The organism is Blastococcus saxobsidens DD2 (assembly GCF_000284015.1).
GTDB classification, from domain to species: domain Bacteria; phylum Actinomycetota; class Actinomycetes; order Mycobacteriales; family Geodermatophilaceae; genus Blastococcus; species Blastococcus saxobsidens_A.
In genome coordinates this window covers 4,163,342-4,179,927 of the sequence record NC_016943.1, presented here as the reverse complement: position 1 = coordinate 4,179,927, position 16,586 = coordinate 4,163,342, and the positions used below count along the sequence as shown (strand labels likewise).

13 protein-coding genes are annotated in these 16,586 nt (G+C 71.1%); all 13 read left to right on the top strand.

What is annotated here, in order from left to right; all coding sequences use genetic code 11:
* The first annotated feature begins 123 nt into the window (after positions 1 to 123).
* The 13 genes from rplL to rpoB all read left to right on the top strand — a co-directional run bounded on the left by rplL (position 124) and on the right by rpoB (position 16,502).
* Complete coding sequence (gene rplL, locus BLASA_RS19785) at positions 124 to 516, top strand: 50S ribosomal protein L7/L12 (protein WP_014378015.1); 393 nt, start codon at positions 124 to 126, stop codon at positions 514 to 516.
* A gap of 383 nt (positions 517 to 899) precedes the next feature.
* Positions 900 to 2,036 carry an ABC transporter ATP-binding protein gene (locus tag BLASA_RS19780; RefSeq protein ID WP_014378013.1) on the top strand — a complete coding sequence of 379 codons (1,137 nt, stop codon included), beginning with the start codon at positions 900 to 902 and terminating at the stop codon, positions 2,034 to 2,036.
* A gap of 29 nt (positions 2,037 to 2,065) precedes the next feature.
* Positions 2,066 to 2,848: an MlaE family ABC transporter permease gene (locus BLASA_RS19775; protein WP_051005232.1), complete on the top strand. Its 783-nt coding sequence runs from the start codon at positions 2,066 to 2,068 to the stop codon at positions 2,846 to 2,848.
* Positions 2,848 to 3,717: an MlaE family ABC transporter permease gene (locus BLASA_RS19770; protein ID WP_014378011.1), complete on the top strand. Its 870-nt coding sequence runs from the start codon at positions 2,848 to 2,850 to the stop codon at positions 3,715 to 3,717. Before BLASA_RS19775 ends, BLASA_RS19770 begins: the two co-directional genes overlap by 1 nt.
* 7 nt (positions 3,718 to 3,724) lie before the next feature.
* A complete protein-coding gene (locus BLASA_RS19765) occupies positions 3,725 to 5,089 on the top strand; it encodes an MCE family protein (RefSeq protein ID WP_014378010.1) in 1,365 nt (454 codons plus the stop codon).
* Complete coding sequence (locus tag BLASA_RS19760) at positions 5,086 to 6,150, top strand: MCE family protein (RefSeq protein ID WP_014378009.1); 1,065 nt, start codon at positions 5,086 to 5,088, stop codon at positions 6,148 to 6,150. Before BLASA_RS19765 ends, BLASA_RS19760 begins: the two co-directional genes overlap by 4 nt.
* The gene (locus tag BLASA_RS19755; RefSeq protein WP_014378008.1) at positions 6,150 to 7,178 is read left to right on the top strand and encodes an MCE family protein; all 1,029 of its coding nucleotides are present in this window, start codon (positions 6,150 to 6,152) and stop codon (positions 7,176 to 7,178) included. The genes BLASA_RS19760 and BLASA_RS19755 overlap by 1 nt, the downstream gene beginning before the upstream one ends.
* Complete coding sequence (locus BLASA_RS19750) at positions 7,175 to 8,425, top strand: MCE family protein (RefSeq protein ID WP_014378007.1); 1,251 nt, start codon at positions 7,175 to 7,177, stop codon at positions 8,423 to 8,425. Before BLASA_RS19755 ends, BLASA_RS19750 begins: the two co-directional genes overlap by 4 nt.
* Positions 8,422 to 9,693 (top strand): MCE family protein, encoded by a 1,272-nt coding sequence (locus BLASA_RS19745; protein WP_014378006.1) that lies wholly within the window; start codon positions 8,422 to 8,424, stop codon positions 9,691 to 9,693. The genes BLASA_RS19750 and BLASA_RS19745 overlap by 4 nt, the downstream gene beginning before the upstream one ends.
* Positions 9,690 to 10,964: an MlaD family protein gene (locus BLASA_RS19740; RefSeq protein ID WP_014378005.1), complete on the top strand. Its 1,275-nt coding sequence runs from the start codon at positions 9,690 to 9,692 to the stop codon at positions 10,962 to 10,964. The genes BLASA_RS19745 and BLASA_RS19740 overlap by 4 nt, the downstream gene beginning before the upstream one ends.
* Before the next feature lie 52 nt (positions 10,965 to 11,016).
* A complete protein-coding gene (locus BLASA_RS19735) occupies positions 11,017 to 11,646 on the top strand; it encodes a hypothetical protein (protein WP_014378004.1) in 630 nt (209 codons plus the stop codon).
* On the top strand, positions 11,639 to 12,538 hold the full coding sequence (locus BLASA_RS19730; protein ID WP_166486600.1) for a hypothetical protein: 900 nt from the start codon (positions 11,639 to 11,641) through the stop codon (positions 12,536 to 12,538). Before BLASA_RS19735 ends, BLASA_RS19730 begins: the two co-directional genes overlap by 8 nt.
* 571 nt (positions 12,539 to 13,109) lie before the next feature.
* A complete protein-coding gene (gene rpoB / locus BLASA_RS19725) occupies positions 13,110 to 16,502 on the top strand; it encodes a DNA-directed RNA polymerase subunit beta (protein ID WP_051005230.1) in 3,393 nt (1,130 codons plus the stop codon).
* Positions 16,503 to 16,586 lie beyond the last annotated feature (84 nt).

Genomic DNA, 16,586 nt, shown 5'->3' with positions numbered 1-16,586 from the left:
CGCCGCGGCCGCCCCGGCCTCCGATGAAGCTGCTGCTGACACCACCCCCGACACGGCCGCTCAGGCCACCGACTCGCCGGCCGCCGACGCGGCCAGCGACGACTGACCCAGAAGGAGATCACCATGGCGAAGCTTTCCAGCGCCGAGCTGCTCGACGCGTTCAAGGAGATGACCCTCCTCGAGCTGTCCGACTTCGTGAAGCAGTTCGAGGAGACGTTCGACGTCACCGCTGCTGCTCCTGTGGCCGTCGCGGCCGCCCCGGCCGCCGGTGGCGGCGGCGGTGGCGACGAGGCCGTTGCCGAGCAGGACGAGTTCGACGTCATCCTCGAGGCGGCCGGCGACAAGAAGATCCAGGTCATCAAGGAGGTGCGCGGTCTGACCTCGCTCGGCCTCAAGGAGGCCAAGGACCTGGTCGACAACGCGCCGAAGCCCGTCCTCGAGAAGGTCGCCAAGGACGCTGCCGAGAAGGCCAAGGCCGCCCTCGAGGGCGCCGGCGCCACCGTCACGGTCAAGTGACCCCTCGCCCGGCGGTCTCGATCGCCGGGTACGTCACCGGCACGTGACCCCTCACCCGGCGGCTTCGATCGCCGGGTAGGTCACGGTCCGTGACCTCCTCCCGGCCCGAGCCGGGAATGCACCATCCCGCACAGGGGCCGTCCTCCTCCCGGAGGGCGGCCCCTGTCGCATGTCCGGGTGGTTTCTGACCCGAGGACGAGATCCGGCTCACGTAACCGACGTGACACACGTAACCTCCGCCGCAGGTGATCGTTACTGACTGGTAGTGGCGCGTGGCGTGACCCTCCGGATGTGGAGCAGGTCAGGCTGCTGCGTTGCCGGGGCCCGTCGTGCGGCGGGGCGGGGAACTGGCAGCTCGGCCGGGAGCGGGAGGCGAAGGACACGTGGGCGTCGCAGTCGAGGTCTCGGGGCTGACCAAGTCGTTCGGCAGCCAGAACATCTGGAGCGATGTCACGCTCACCCTGCCGCCCGGGGAGATCTCCGTCCTGCTCGGCCCCTCCGGCACCGGCAAGTCGGTGTTCCTCAAGTCGCTCGTCGGGCTGCTCAAGCCCGAGCGCGGCTCCATCGTCATCGACGAGACCGACATCGTCCGCACGAGCGAGCTCAAGCTCTACGAGGTCCGGAAGCTCTTCGGGGTGCTGTTCCAGGACGGCGCCCTCTTCGGCTCGATGAACCTGTTCGACAACATCGCCTTCCCGTTGCGCGAGCACACCCGGAAGAGCGAGTCGGCGATCCGCAGCATCGTCCTCGAGAAGATGGACATGGTCGGTCTGCAGGGCGCCGAGGGGAAGCTCCCGGGCGAGATCTCCGGCGGGATGCGCAAGCGCGCCGGCCTGGCCCGTGCCCTGGTCCTCGACCCGGAGATCATCCTGTTCGACGAGCCGGACTCCGGCCTCGACCCGGTCCGCGTGGCCTACCTCAACCAGCTGATCGTCGACCTCAACGCCCAGATCGACGCCACCTTCCTCATCGTCACGCACGACATCGGGACGGCGCGGACGGTGCCGGACAACCTCGGACTGCTCTTCCGCCGGAACCTGGTCATGTTCGGCCCGCGCGAGCAGCTGCTCACCTCGCAGGAGCCCGTCGTGCGGCAGTTCCTCAACGGCCGTCGCGAGGGCCCCATCGGGATGAGCGAGGAGAAGGACGTCGCCCAGGTCGAGGCCGAGATGGCCGCACTCGAGGCCCGCGGCGGCGACCAGCACAACGGGGTGGGACCCAAGGGCGCCTCCGGGGGCGACGCCGTCCCGCCGCAGCTGGAGCCCACCCCGGGCCTGCCCGAGCGCAAGGCGGCCCGCCGGCGGCAGGAGCGGGTGGCGCGCATGCTGCACGAGTTCGACCCGCAGACCGCCGAGGCGATCCGTGCCTCGCTGCCCCAGGACCTGCTGGCCCAGGTGGACGCCGGCGTCTACACCCCCACGCGGGGCTCCGCGGGCCGGCACTGGGCCCCCGAGCCCGACGCGATGCCCGCCGGCTCGACCGCCACGGCCGTCCTGCCCCGGTCCGGGGGCGAGGTGTGACCGCCACCGAACGGCCGAAGGCCCCGGGTCTGCTCGACGGGAAGTTCTCGCCGACCCGGCCGCTGGCGGCCAGCGGCAACCTGTTCGCCTTCGCGCTGGACGTGCTCAAGGCGCTGCCCAGGCGGCCCTTCCAGATCCGGGAGTTCATCCAGCAGACCTGGTTCGTCGCCAGCGTCACCATCCTGCCGACGGCGCTGGTCGCGATCCCCTTCGGCGCGGTCATCGCCCTCCAGCTCGGCTCGCTGACCCGGCAGCTCGGTGCCCAGTCCTTCACCGGGTCCGCCTCCGTCCTCGCGGTGCTCCGCGAGGCCAGTCCCATCGTGACCGCGCTGCTGATCGCCGGCGCCGGGGGATCGGCCATCTGCGCCGACCTGGGCGCGCGCAAGATCCGCGACGAGATCGACGCGATGGAGGTCCTCGGCATCAGCCCGATCCAGCGGCTGGTCGTCCCGCGGGTGCTCGCCTCGATGCTGGTGGCCGTGCTGCTCAACGGCCTGGTCAGCGTGGTCGGCGTCGCCGGCGGCTACTTCTTCAACGTCATCCTCCAGGGCGGCACGCCCGGGGCCTATCTCGCCTCGTTCAGCGCGCTCGCCCAGGTCGAGGACTTCTGGTCCGGCGAGATCAAGGCACTGATCTTCGGGTTGATCGCCGCCATCGTGGCCTCCTACAAGGGGTTGCGTGCCGGCGGTGGGCCCAAGGGCGTGGGTGACGCGGTGAACCAGTCCGTCGTCATCACGTTCCTGCTGCTGTTCGCGGTGAACTTCGTGATCACCGCGATCTACTTCCAGCTCGTCCCGCCGAAGGGGCAGTGATGGCGCTGCTCTCTCCGGTCGACCGCGTCCGGGTCGGTGCGCGGCGGCTCGCCACGACCGTCTACCGCCGCCCGCTCGACACCCTCGACGACCTCGGTGACCAGCTCGGCTTCTACGGCCGGGCACTGGGCTGGGTGCCGCGCACCCTGCGGCGCTACAAGCGGGAGACGTTCCGCCTGCTCGCCGAGGTGACCTTCGGGACCGGCGCGCTGGCCGTCATCGGCGGCACGGTCGGCGTCATCGCGTTCCTCTCCTTCTTCACCGGCACCGAGGTCGGGCTGCAGGGCTACGCGGCGCTGGACCAGCTCGGGACGTCGGCGTTCACCGGCTTCCTCTCGGCGTACTTCAACACCCGGGAGATCGCCCCGCTGGTGGCCGGCCTGGCGCTGTCGGCGACGGTCGGCTGCGGGTTCACCGCGCAGATCGGCGCCATGCGGATCAACGAGGAGATCGACGCACTCGAGGTCATGGGGGTGCCGTCGCTGCCCTTCCTCGTGACCACCCGCATCATCGCCGGCTTCGTCGCCGTCATCCCGCTGTACGTCCTGGGGCTGCTGACCAGCTACTTCGCGACGCGCACCATCGCGACGCAGGCCTTCGGGCAGTCCACGGGCACCTACGACCACTACTTCAACCTGTTCCTGCCACCGGAGGACGTCCTCTGGTCGTTCCTCAAGGTGCTGGTGTTCGCGGTCGTGATCATCCTGACCCACTGCTACTACGGCTACCGCGCGAGCGGTGGGCCGGCGGGTGTCGGACTGGCCGTCGGCCGCGCGGTGCGGTTCTCGATCGTCGCCATCAACATCATCGACCTGTTCCTGTCCCTGGCCATCTGGGGATCGACCACGACCGTCCGGATCGCGGGGTGAGCGAACGATGAGCACGACGATCCGGATCCGGCTCCAGGGCCTGGCCTTCCTCGTCGTCCTGGCGCTCCTGCTGGGGTTGTCGGTGGCGGTCTACAACAAGGCCTTCACGGAGGTCGCCCGCGTCACGCTGGAGACCGACACCGCCGGCAACCAGCTGCAGGAGGCCTCGGACGTCAAGGTCCGCGGCGTTCTCGTCGGGGAGGTCCGGGAGGTGGCGGCCAGCGCCGAGGGCGCCACCATCGAGCTGGCCATCGAGCCGGAGCACCTCGACCAGATCCCGGCCGACGTGACCGCGCGGCTGCTGCCGAAGACGCTGTTCGGCGAGCGCTACGTCTCGCTCGAGCTGCCCCAGGACGCCGGCGGGGAGCGGCTGGCCGACGGCGACGTCATCGGCCAGGACCGCACCAGCAACGCCATCGAGCTGCAGCGGGTCATCGACGACACCCTGCCGCTGCTGCAGGCCGTCCACCCCGACGACCTCTCCTTCACCCTCGGCGCCGTGGCCGACGCCCTGCGCGGCCGCGGGGATGCCCTCGGGGCCAACCTGGCCGCGACCGGGGACTACTTCGGGGAGATCAACACCGTGCTCCCCGAGCTGCAGGCGGACATCTCGGGCCTGGCCGACTTCGCCGAGACCTACGAGGGTGCCGCCGACGACCTGCTCGCCGTGCTCGACAACCTGGCCGTGACCAACACGACGGTGGTGGGCCAGGCCGAGCAGCTGCGCCGGACCTTCACGGTCGGAGCCGGCTCGGCCGACCTCACGGCGGACTTCCTGGAGCGGAACGAGCGCAACCTGATCTCCCTCGCGGAGACGTCCCGTCCGGTGCTGGGGCTGTTCGCGGAGTACTCGCCGATCTACCCGTGCCTCCTCGAGGGCCTGAGCCGTTCGGTGCCCCGCATCGGCGAGACCTTCGGGATGGACGGCGACCCGGCACTCAACCTGAACATCCAGTTCACGTTCCCGCCGCGGAACCCCTACCTGCCCGGCGACCAGCCGGTCTACGCCGATGCCGCGCCGCCCGACTGCCGGGGGCTCGACGACATCGACACCGAGATCGCCCAGGCCCAGGCGGGGGAGTACTACTGCCCCTACCCGCCCGACGACGGCGTCCGGTCGCCCGAGAGCGCGGAGCGACCCGAGCCCGCGTGCTACCGCGGTGGAGCCGTCGACGGCGGCAACCCCGACAACGTGCCGCGCACCCAGGCGGGGCAGTCGCTGCCCGACGTGCTCGCCGGCTCGACCGCCGAGCTCGACTTCGTGCGCAGCATCCTCGCCTACCAGACAGGCGCCGACCCCGAGGACGTGTCCGATCTCGGCGCCGCCACCCTGGCTCCGATCCTGCGCGGGAAGAGCGTGATGCTGCGATGAAGGGCCAGTTCCGCGGCCTCGGCGGGCCGCTGGTGAAGCTGGTGGCGTTCGGGGTGGTCACCATGATGGCGGCGTACGTGCTCATCACCACCATCACCAACGCCGGCTACGGCGAGCAGCTGACCTACACGGCGCAGTTCACCGACGTCGCCGGGCTGGTCGAGGGCGACGAGGTCCGCATCGCCGGCGTGCGCGTCGGCCAGGTGGCCGGCATCGGCCTGGGGGAGGGCACGGACCGTCCGGTGGCCGAGGTGGAACTGGAGGTCAGCGCCGGCGTCCCGCTCCCGAAGGCGGTCGAGGCGACCATCCGCTACCGGAACCTGGTGGGGCAGCGGTACATCGTGCTCACCGAAGGAGAGGGCTCGGGTGGGGAGACCCTCGACGAGGGGGCGGTCATCCCGCTGGCCCGGACGACGAACGCCCTCGACCTCACGGTGCTGTTCGGCGGTTTCCAGCCACTCCTGCAGGCGCTCTCCCCGGCGGACGTGAACCGGGTGTCCTTCGAGATCATCCAGGTGTTCCAGGGCGAGGGCGGGACCGTCGAGAGCCTGCTCGCGCACGTCGGCTCGCTGACCAGCAGCCTCGCCGACCGGGACCAGGTGATCGGCAGCGTGATCGACAACCTCACCACCGTCATGGGCACGCTGGCGGCCCGGGACCAGCAGCTGTCGGACCTGGTGGTGAGCCTGCAGCAGTTCGTCACCGGCCTGGCCGGCGACCGGGAGGTCATCTTCGACTCGCTGCAGACCATCGACCAGCTGGCCGTGGCCACCAGCGGCTTCCTGCAGGACGCGCGGGCGCCGCTGACCGCCGACATCGAGGCCCTCGATACCCTGGCCGGGAACCTCGCGGACACCGGCGACGTCGTGGAGCGCTTCCTCCAGACCGCGCCGGCCAAGCTCGACCTCACGACGCGCACCGCCATCAACGGCAGCTGGTTCAACTTCTTCATGTGCCGGGCCGGCGGAACCGTGACCCTGCCCGCCACTCCGCTCGACCCGAACGGGCAGCCGGTGGCCCGGGCGTTCGAGTTCGAGAGCGGCGCGGAGGGGTGCAACTGATGGCCCGTCAGTCCAGGAACTTCCGGGACCGCAACCCGGTGACCATCGGCGCGGTCAGCCTGACCCTCATCGCCGTCCTGGTGTTCCTCGCCTTCAACGCGCAGTCCCTGCCGCTGATCGGGGGCGGCACCCTCTACCAGGCCCAGTTCTCCGAGGCGGCCGGCCTGCAGCCCGACGACCCGGTGCGGGTCGCCGGGGTCAAGGTCGGCCAGGTCGAGAGCCTCGCCCTGGAGGACGGTGCGGTGACCGTCGAGTTCCGGGTGAAGGACGCCTTCGTCGGGGACCGCTCGGAGGCGGCGATCAAGATCGAGACGGTGCTGGGCGCCAAGTACGTGGCGCTCGTCCCGCGGGGTTCGCAGCCACTGGAACCCGAGGAGCGCATCCCGCTGGAGCGGACGGCGTCGCCGTACGACGTCGTGGAGGCCTTCGCCGATCTCTCCTCCACGGTGCAGAAGATGGACACCGCGCAGCTCGCCGCCAGCTTCGAGGTCCTGGCCGAGACCTTCGCCGAGACCCCGGAGGAGGTGCGGACCTCGCTCCAGGGGCTGGCCAGGCTGTCGGACACCATCGCCTCGCGCGACGCGCAGCTGCGGGAGCTGCTGGGAGCGACCCGCCAGGTGACCCAGGTGCTCGCCGACCGCAACGGGGAGTTCACCCAGCTGATCCTCGACTCCAACACCCTGCTCGCCGAGGTGCAGGAGCGGCGCGAGCTCATCGACTCGATCCTGACCAGCACCCAGGAGCTCGCCCGTCAGCTCTCCGGGCTGGCCGACGACAACCGCGAGGCGCTGACCCCGGCGCTGCAGCAGCTGTCCCGGGTCACCGACATCCTGTCGCGCAACCGGGCCGCGCTGGCCCAGACGGTGAAGGAGCTCGCGCCCTTCGTCCGGGTCTTCACCAACACGCTCGGCAACGGTCGGTGGTTCGACAGCTTCGTCAACGACCTGCTGCCCACGGTCGTGGGCGCGGCCGCCTGCACGGCGGCCAGCACGCCCGTGACCGGCTGCATCCCGGGAGGACAGGAATGAGCGGCGCACTGCAGCGAGGTGTCGCGCTGGCTGCGGCCCTGGTGCTCCTGGCCGCGCTCGGCTGGACGGTCCTGCGCCCGGCCGGCCAGTACCGGGTGACCGCCTGGTTCACCGAGACGGTCGGCCTGTACCCGGGCTCGGAGGTCCGGGTGCTCGGCATCCCGATCGGCACCGTCGACGACATCGAGCCGCTGGGCGACAAGGTCCGGGTGGAGATGAGCATCGACGACGACTACGACGTCCCCGCCGACGCGGACGCGATCGTCCTGGCGCCGTCGCTGGTGTCCGACCGGTACGTGCAGCTGGCGCCGGTCTACGACGGCGGCCCCACCATGGGCGACGGCGCGGAGATCCCGCTGGACCGCACCGCCATCCCGGTGGAGCTCGACGCCGTCTACGGCGCGCTCGACGAGCTGTCCGCCGCGCTGGGGCCGGACGGCGCCAACCGGAACGGCGCGCTGTCGGACCTCGTCGACGTCGGGGCGGCCAACCTGGCGGGCAACGGCGAGGCGCTGAACCGCACCCTCACCGGGTTCTCCCAGGCCGTGGAGACCCTGGCGGAGAACCGCGACGACCTGTTCGGCTCCCTGGAGAACCTGCAGACGTTCACCTCCGCGCTGGCCACGATCGACGCCCAGGTCGGCCAGTTCAACGCGAACATGGCCGCGGTGGCCGACCTGCTGGCCGGCGAGCGGCAGGACCTGCAGGAGGCCGTCGCGCTGCTCACCGACGCCCTGGGGGACGTCGCCGGGTTCGTGCGGGACAACACCACCCTGCTCACCACGAACGTCGACCGGCTGGCCGACGTGACCCTGGTCCTCGTGCAGCAGCGGGCCAGGCTCGCCGAGGTGCTCGACGTCGCCCCGGCTGCCCTCGGCAACCTGGCGCGGGCCTACAACCCCGACTACGGCACCCTCGACACGCGGGACAACGGGCTCGGCTCGCTCAACGCCGAGGTGGTCGTCTGCGGCGTCCTCGCCCAGGTGGGCCGGGTGGACCTGGCGGCCGACCTGCCGCTGCCGGTCGACCCCGCCGCGCCGCTGCGCGATGCGACCCAGGAGATCTGCGCCCGGCTGCTCTCCGGGGACGCGAACGCCGACGGCAGTCTCGACGACCTGAACGGCAACGGGCAGCCCGACTACGAGGAGCTCCGCCAGGCCCTCCTCGGTGCAGTCGGTGGCGGCGGGGGCGTTGGCGGCAGCCTGCTGCCGGGCCTGGTGCCGGTCTCCCCGGTGGGTGTCCGATGAGCCGGCGGCTGCAGCGCGCCGCCGCGCTGGCGGCGGCGACCGTGCTCCTGGGCGGCTGCGGCTTCCGGGGGGCCTACTCGTTCGACCTGCCCGGAGGAGCCGACACCGGCGACGACCCGTACACGGTCGAGATCGAGTTCCTCGACGTCCTCGACCTCGTGCCGCAGTCCGGCGTCCGCGTCGCCGACGTGCCGGTCGGGCAGGTGGACTCCATCGAGCTGAACGAGGAGGACTGGACCGCCGTCGTGACGGTCGAGGTCAACGGCGACGTCGAACTGCCGGCCAACGCGGTGGCGGCGATCCAGCAGTCGTCGCTGCTCGGCGAGAAGTACGTGGAGCTGGCTCCCCCCGGGAACCAGGAGCCGGCGGGCAGCCTGCGCGAGGCGCCCCGGATCCCGCTCGACCGCACCAACCGGAACGTCGAGGTGGAGGAGCTGCTCGGGGCGCTGTCACTCGTGCTCAACGGCGGCGGGCTGACCCAGCTCCAGACGATCCACCGCGAGCTCGGGAACGCGCTGGAGGGGCGGGAGACCGAGATCAAGGACACCCTCGACCACCTCGACACGTTCATCGGCGGCCTCGATGCCCAGAAGGCCGAGATCAACCGCGCGCTCGACCGCGCCGACGAGCTGTCGGCCACCCTGGCCGAGCGCACCGCGACCATCGAGAACGCCCTGGACACCATCGGTCCGGGCCTCGACGTCATCAACGAGCAGCGCGACCTGCTCGTGTCGATGCTGGAGGGCCTGGCCCGGCTGGGCGACGTCGGGACGCGGATCATCAACCGGTCGGCCGCCGACACGGTGGAGGACCTCAAGCTCCTGCAGCCGATCCTCAGCCAGCTGGCCGCCGCGGGGCCCGACCTCGCCAACTCGCTCGAGCTGCTGCTGACCTATCCGTTCCCGGACAGCTCGCTCTCGGCGCTGAACTACCGGCAGGCCCAGTCCGGCGGCGTGGCCCTGTTCACCAACATGACCGCCACGGTGGACCTGGATCTGACCCACCTGCTGTGCCGGTACGTCATCGACCAGAACGGCGCACTGCAGGAACTGCCGCTGGAGGAGGCGCTCACGCAGGGCAGGTGCGGCGTCGAAGGCGGCGGCCAGGCCGGCGGCGGGACCGGCGGTTCTCCCATGACGCCGACCTCGTCGGGGGAGGCGCCATCCGGGCTGGGCGGCATCCCCGGCCGGATCCTGGAGCAGGTACCCGGCGCCGACCAGCCGGTGGGCCGCCTCGGCCTGCCGTCCGTGCCGGAGGTGGGGCCGTGATCACCCGCAGCACCAAGCTGAAGCTGCTTGCCTTCGCCACCCTGGCCGTCATGGGCATGGCCTACCTGGGGTTCACCTACGTCGGGCTGGACCGGGTCCTGCTGGGCGGCGGGTACGAGGTGGCGGCCGACTTCCAGGACTCCGGGGGGATCTTCGTCAACGCCGAGGTCACCTACCGGGGTGTCGAGGTCGGCCGGGTCACCGACATGCAGGTCATCGAGGACGGCGTGCGGGTGGTCCTCCGGATCGATCCCGGCGCGGCCCCCATCCCGGCCGACACCGAGGCGGCGGTCGCGACCCGCAGCGCGGTGGGGGAGCAGTACGTCATCCTGCGGCCCACCGGCGCCGGCGAGCCCTACCTCGAGGACGGGGCGGTCATCCCGCAGGAGCGCACCAGCATCCCCGTGCCGGTGGAGCAGATGCTGCTGAACCTGGACGAGCTCGTCGGGTCGATCGACCCGGAGAGCCTGCGGATCGTCGTCGAGGAGCTAGGACGGGCCGTCGAGGGCTCCGGGGACGACCTCGGGCGGCTGATCGACAACGGCGACCTGCTGCTGGCCCGCGCGCAGGAGTCGCTGCCGGAGACGCTCCGGCTGATCACCGACGCGCAGACGGTCCTGGACACCCAGCGGGAGAACCGCACCGCCATCCGCCAGTGGGCGTCGGACCTGCGGCTGTTCACCGACACGCTGGTGGCGATGGACCCGGATCTGCGCACCCTCGTGGTGAACGCGCCCGACGCGAGCCAGTCGCTGCAGGACGTGGTGGACGAGGCCGGCCCGGGCCTGGGATCCCTGGTCCGGAACCTGGACATCCTCAACGGGGTGCAGATCCCCCGGCTGGACGGCGTCCGGCAGATGCTCGTCACCTACCCCGACGCCGTCACCGGCGGGTTCACCGTCGTCCGCCGCGACGAGGACGGCGTGCTCCGTTCGCACTTCGGCTTCGTGCTCAACGCCGGGGAGCCGCACGCGTGCACGTCCGGCTACGTCCCCAGCAGCAGTACGCCCACCCGGGGCGCGGTCGAGAACGTGGACACCGACGCCGTCCGCTGCCAGGTGGTCGACGGCGTCGACCCGCAGCCGGGCGACGACTACGACGAGAACGGCTCGAACATCCGCGGCGCGCAGAACATCGGCCGGGACGGCGGCCGCGGCACGACCGCCCCGCAGGACGAGGTGGGAGCGGGCGGCCCGCTGCCGCCCACGGCGCTTCCCGACCTGGTCAGCGGACTGCTCTCCGCAACGCCGATCGCCACCCTTACGGGCTGACTTGCGGCTCGCCGCAGTCCCACACCAGCCAAGGACGAGGAGGATCGCCCGGGTGACGAGCGAAACGCACGCATGTGCGCTGGCCGAGGAGGAATCCCTGGCCTCTCCGGCTCCCGGTGACGAGCGCGCCGACGAGGGGTCACCGGGCGCTGTCGGCGACGCGGCGGCTGACCGGTCGCGCGGCCGGCTGTCCCTGCCCCTCGTCCCGATCCTGGTCGCGCTGCTGGTCCTGCTCCTCGCCGCGATCGCGTTCCTCTGGCTGACCCGGCCGGGGGAGTCCGCCGTCCGCACCGACGACTACGCCGAGGCGCTGCAGGCGGCGCGGTCGGGCGTCGTCGACCTGACCTCCTTCGATCACCTGACCCTCGACGACGACATCGAGCAGATCAGGCGGGTCGCCACCGGAGACCTCCGCGAGGAGTCGGTGGCCGAGCTCGACGGCCGGCGCCAGCAGATCACCGACCTGCAGGCCGTGGTGAACACCGAGGTCGTGGGGGCCGGCGTCACCCGTGCCGACGGCGACGACGCCACCGTCCTGATGGTCATCCAGTCGACGCAGGAGAGCGCGGCGAGCCCGCAGGCGCAGATCTCGCGCTACCGCATCCAGGTGGACCTGGCGAAGGAGGACGGGCGCTGGCTCCTGTCCGGGATCACGGGAACGGGAGCCGGCGGCGATGACTGATCTCCCCGAAGACCGCATGCCGGACGACCGCCCCCGGCCGACGCCGCGAGCCCGTCCGCGGGTCGGCGCCCGTCCCGGTCCGCGGCCCCGCGTCGCGGGCAGCCGGCGCGACCGCGACGAGACGGCCGAGCCGGGCCGGCCGGCGGTGGCCCCGGAGGCCGCCACGGATCCGGCCGTAACACCGGGGCCGCTGGACGTGGCGCAGCCCCCGGTGGTCGCGCCGCCGGCGGCCGACCCGGCGCCCGCACCGCGCACCGACCGCCCCGGGGTGACGGCCCGAGCCCGGCCGAGCCGGTCGGCAGGGGCCTCCGCCGGGGGACCGGCCGCGGCCCCGGCGGCCGGCACGGTGCGACGGCGTGCCCCGGCAGCCGTACTGGTCCTCGCCCTGCTGTGCGGGCTCGCCGGTGCCGGTGCCGGTGCCGGTGTGCTGCTGTGGCAGCGGCTGGACCCCGCACACGTGGACCCGGCGGTCTTCGCCGCCGCCCGCAGCGGGATCGAGGCCGTCTACGCCTACGACTACGAGGACTCCGAGGGCAGCGTCCAGGGCAAGCTCGACGCGCTCACCGGCGACCTGCGCGACCAGTACGAACGGGACCTCACCCAGGGCGGGATCATCGACACCTACGAGCAGGTCTCGGCGACCACCCGGTACGAGGTGCTCGACATCGGGCTGCAGCAGGTCGACGAAGCCCAGGGCACCGCGACCCTCGTGGTGTTCGGCGAGTACGTCGTCGAGTCGGTGAACAGCGGCACCCAGCCGGCTCCCGAGGGCTCGGAGTGCCAGGTCACCCCGGAGAGTGCGCAGTCCTGCGTGCAGACGGTGCGGGTCGGCCTGGTGCAGACCGACGGCGAGTGGAAGATCAGCGAGCTGACGCTGCTCACGACGAGCTGACCCCCGCGGCCCACCCCGGGCATAGGAGGCTATGCCTACGGTTCCGGCGTCGAATCCATAGGCAGAGCCTCCTATGCCGTCGTCCGTGCGTGCCGGGCTTCGGCGTGGCGGTCCCGCGCACGGGGGCCGGCTGGCATCATGGGTGCCGGCGCACACCCCGCCGGGCCGCTTCCGGGTCCGCGCGTCCCGGGATGTGGTACCGGTCGCACCGGTACCCCCTGCGTGGACACAGCGCCTCACCAGGCGTAGGGTCTCCTGTTGCGCTGCCCTCTGACTGCCTGCCCGCCGAGACGGGTCACGACGGATGCCCGGGAATCCCCCGGACACTGCCCTCGCTGACCGTCGTAGCGGGTGATCCCGGCCGTCGCGGACAGCCTCGCCATTACCGACGACGACCCAGGACGACCCCGCAGCACACCGCCCGCACGTCGTGAGGTCCTTGGAAGGACGCATCTTGGCAGGCTCTCGCCCCACCAGCATCAACCCCAGCACCACCGAATCCGGCCCCTTCGGCCAGCAGAACCAGTCTCCCGTCTCGGGTCCCCGTACCGGCGAGGCCGACCAGGCGAAGATCCCTGGCGCCCCGATCCGCGTCTCCTTCGCCAAGATCTCCGAGCCGCTCGCGGTCCCCGACCTGCTGGCGCTGCAGACCGCGTCGTTCGACTGGCTGGTCGGCAGCCCCGACTGGCGGGCCACCCTCTCGCCCGAGGAGCAGGCCGACGCCGTCGGCGGCCTGGCCGAGATCCTCGAGGAGATCTCCCCGATCGAGGACTTCAGCGGCTCGATGTCGCTGTCCTTCTCCAACCCGCGCTTCGAGGACGTCAAGGCGTCCCTCGAGGAGTGCAAGGACAAGGACATGACCTACGCGGCGCCGCTGTTCGTCACCGCCGAGTTCATGAACAACACCACCGGTGAGATCAAGAGCCAGACGGTGTTCATGGGCGACTTCCCGATCATGACGAACAAGGGCACGTTCGTCATCAACGGGACCGAGCGCGTCGTCGTCTCCCAGCTCGTCCGGAGCCCCGGCGTCTACTTCGACAAGACCCTGGACAAGACGTCGGACAAGGACGTCTTCAGCGCCAAGGTCATCCCCAGCCGTGGTGCGTGGCTGGAGTTCGACGTCGACAAGCGCGACACCGTCGGCGTCCGCATCGACCGCAAGCGCCGCCAGCCGGTCACCGTGCTCCTCAAGGCCCTGGGCTGGGGCGAGGACCGCATCCGCGAGCACTTCCAGTGGTCGCCCACCGTCCTGGCCACCCTGGAGAAGGACCACATCGCCGGGCAGGACGAGGCCCTGCTCGACATCTACCGCAAGCTGCGGCCGGGCGAGCCGCCGACGCGCGAGTCGGCGCAGGCGCTGCTGGAGAACCTGTTCTTCAACCCGAAGCGCTACGACCTCGCCAAGGTCGGCCGCTACAAGGTCAAGAAGAAGCTGGGTGTCGACGTGCCGCAGAGCACCTCGACGCTGACCGAGGACGACATCGTCGCCACCATCGAGTACGTCGTGCGGCTCCACGCCGGCGAGCCCGATCACGGCACCGACGACATCGACCACTTCGGCAACCGCCGCCTGCGCACCGTCGGTGAGCTGATCCAGAACCAGATCCGGGTCGGCCTGTCCCGCATGGAGCGCGTGGTTCGCGAGCGGATGACGACGCAGGACGTCGAGGCGATCACGCCGCAGACCCTGATCAACATCCGGCCGGTCGTCGCCTCCATCAAGGAGTTCTTCGGCACCAGCCAGCTGTCCCAGTTCATGGACCAGACCAACCCGCTCGCGGGCCTGACCCACAAGCGCCGCCTCTCGGCGCTGGGTCCCGGCGGTCTGTCCCGCGAGCGGGCCGGCATGGAGGTGCGCGACGTGCACCCCAGCCACTACGGCCGCATGTGCCCGATCGAGACGCCGGAAGGCCCGAACATCGGCCTGATCGGTTCGCTGTCCTCGTTCGGCCGGGTGAACCCGTTCGGCTTCATCGAGACGCCGTACCGCAAGGTCGAGAACGGCACCGTCACGACCCAGATCGACTACCTGACCGCCGACGAGGAGGACCGCTTCGTCGTCGCGCAGGCCAACAGCCCGCTCGACGCGCAGGGTCGCCTCGCCGAGGAGCGCGTCCTGGTCCGCACCAAGGGCGGTGAGGTCGACTACCTCGCCCCCGAGAACGTGGACTACATGGACGTCTCGCCGCGGCAGATGACCTCGGTCGCGACGGCGATGATCCCGTTCCTCGAGCACGACGACGCCAACCGTGCGCTCATGGGCGCGAACATGCAGCGTCAGGCGGTGCCGCTGCTGCGCAGCGAGGCCCCGCTGGTCGGTACCGGCATGGAGTTGCGCGCCGCCGTCGACGCCGGCGACGTCGTCGTGGCGGAGAAGGCCGGTGTGGTCGAGGACTCCACTGCCGACTACGTCACCGTCATGGCCGACGACGGCACCCGGCAGACCTACCGGCTGCTGAAGTTCCGCCGGTCGAACCAGGGCACCTCGATCAACCAGAGCCCCGTCGTGGACGAGGGTCAGCGGGTCGAGGTGGGCCAGGTCATCGCCGACGGGCCGTGCACCGACCAGGGCGAGATGGCGCTGGGCAAGAACCTGCTCGTCGCCTTCATGCCGTGGGAGGGCCACAACTACGAGGACGCGATCATCCTGTCGCAGCGCCTCGTGCAGGACGACGTCCTGTCCTCGATCCACATCGAGGAGTTCGAGGTCGACGCCCGCGACACCAAGCTCGGCGCCGAGGAGATCACCCGGGACATCCCGAACGTCTCCGAGGACGTGCTCGCCGACCTGGACGAGCGCGGCATCATCCGCATCGGCGCCGAGGTCGTCCCCGGCGACATCCTCGTCGGCAAGGTGACGCCCAAGGGCGAGACCGAGCTGACGCCCGAGGAGCGGCTGCTGCGGGCGATCTTCGGTGAGAAGGCTCGCGAGGTCCGCGACACCAGCCTCAAGGTGAAGCACGGGGAGTCCGGCAAGGTCATCGGTGTCCGCGTGTTCTCGCGCGAGGACGGCGACGAGCTGCCTGCCGGCGTCAACGAGCTGATCCGGGTCTACGTCGCCCAGATGCGCAAGATCTCCGATGGCGACAAGCTCGCCGGGCGCCACGGCAACAAGGGCGTCATCTCGAAGATCCTGCCGCAGGAGGACATGCCGTTCCTCGAGGACGGCACCCCGGTCGACATCGTGCTCAACCCGCTCGGCGTCCCCGGCCGGATGAACGTCGGCCAGGTGCTGGAGACCCACCTCGGGTGGGTCGCCAAGCAGGGCTGGCAGGTCGAGGGCAACCCGGACTGGGCGAAGAACCTGCCCGAGGCCGCGAAGTCGGCGGGTCCGGGCACGCGCACGGCGACGCCGGTGTTCGACGGTGCGCGCGAGGAGGAGATCGTCGGGCTGCTCGGCTCCACGACCCCGAACCGCGACGGCGACCGGATGGTCAAGGAGACCGGCAAGGCGCGGCTGTTCGACGGCCGCTCCGGGGAGCCCTTCCCCGAGCCGATCTCGGTGGGCTACGTCTACATCCTGAAGCTGCTGCACCTGGTCGACGACAAGATCCACGCCCGTTCGACCGGCCCGTACTCGATGATCACGCAGCAGCCGCTGGGTGGTAAGGCGCAGTTCGGTGGTCAGCGCTTCGGCGAGATGGAGTGCTGGGCGATGCAGGCCTACGGCGCGGCCTACGCGCTGCAGGAGCTGCTCACCATCAAGTCCGACGACATCCTCGGCCGCGTCAAGGTCTACGAGGCGATCGTCAAGGGCGAGAACATCCCCGAGCCGGGCATCCCGGAGTCGTTCAAGGTGTTGCTCAAGGAGCTGCAGTCGCTCTGCCTCAACGTCGAGGTGCTGTCCGGTGACGGGCAGGCGATCGAGCTGCGCGACACCGACGACGAGGTATTCCGGGCCGCGGAGGAGCTGGGCATCGACCTGTCCCGCCGCGAGCCCTCCAGCGTCGAAGACGTGTGATCGGTTGCCGGCCGGTCCTGAGCAGTCAGGGCCGGCCGGCACCCCTCCTCAGCCATCAGTTCGAAAGTGCAGTACTCGATCCCC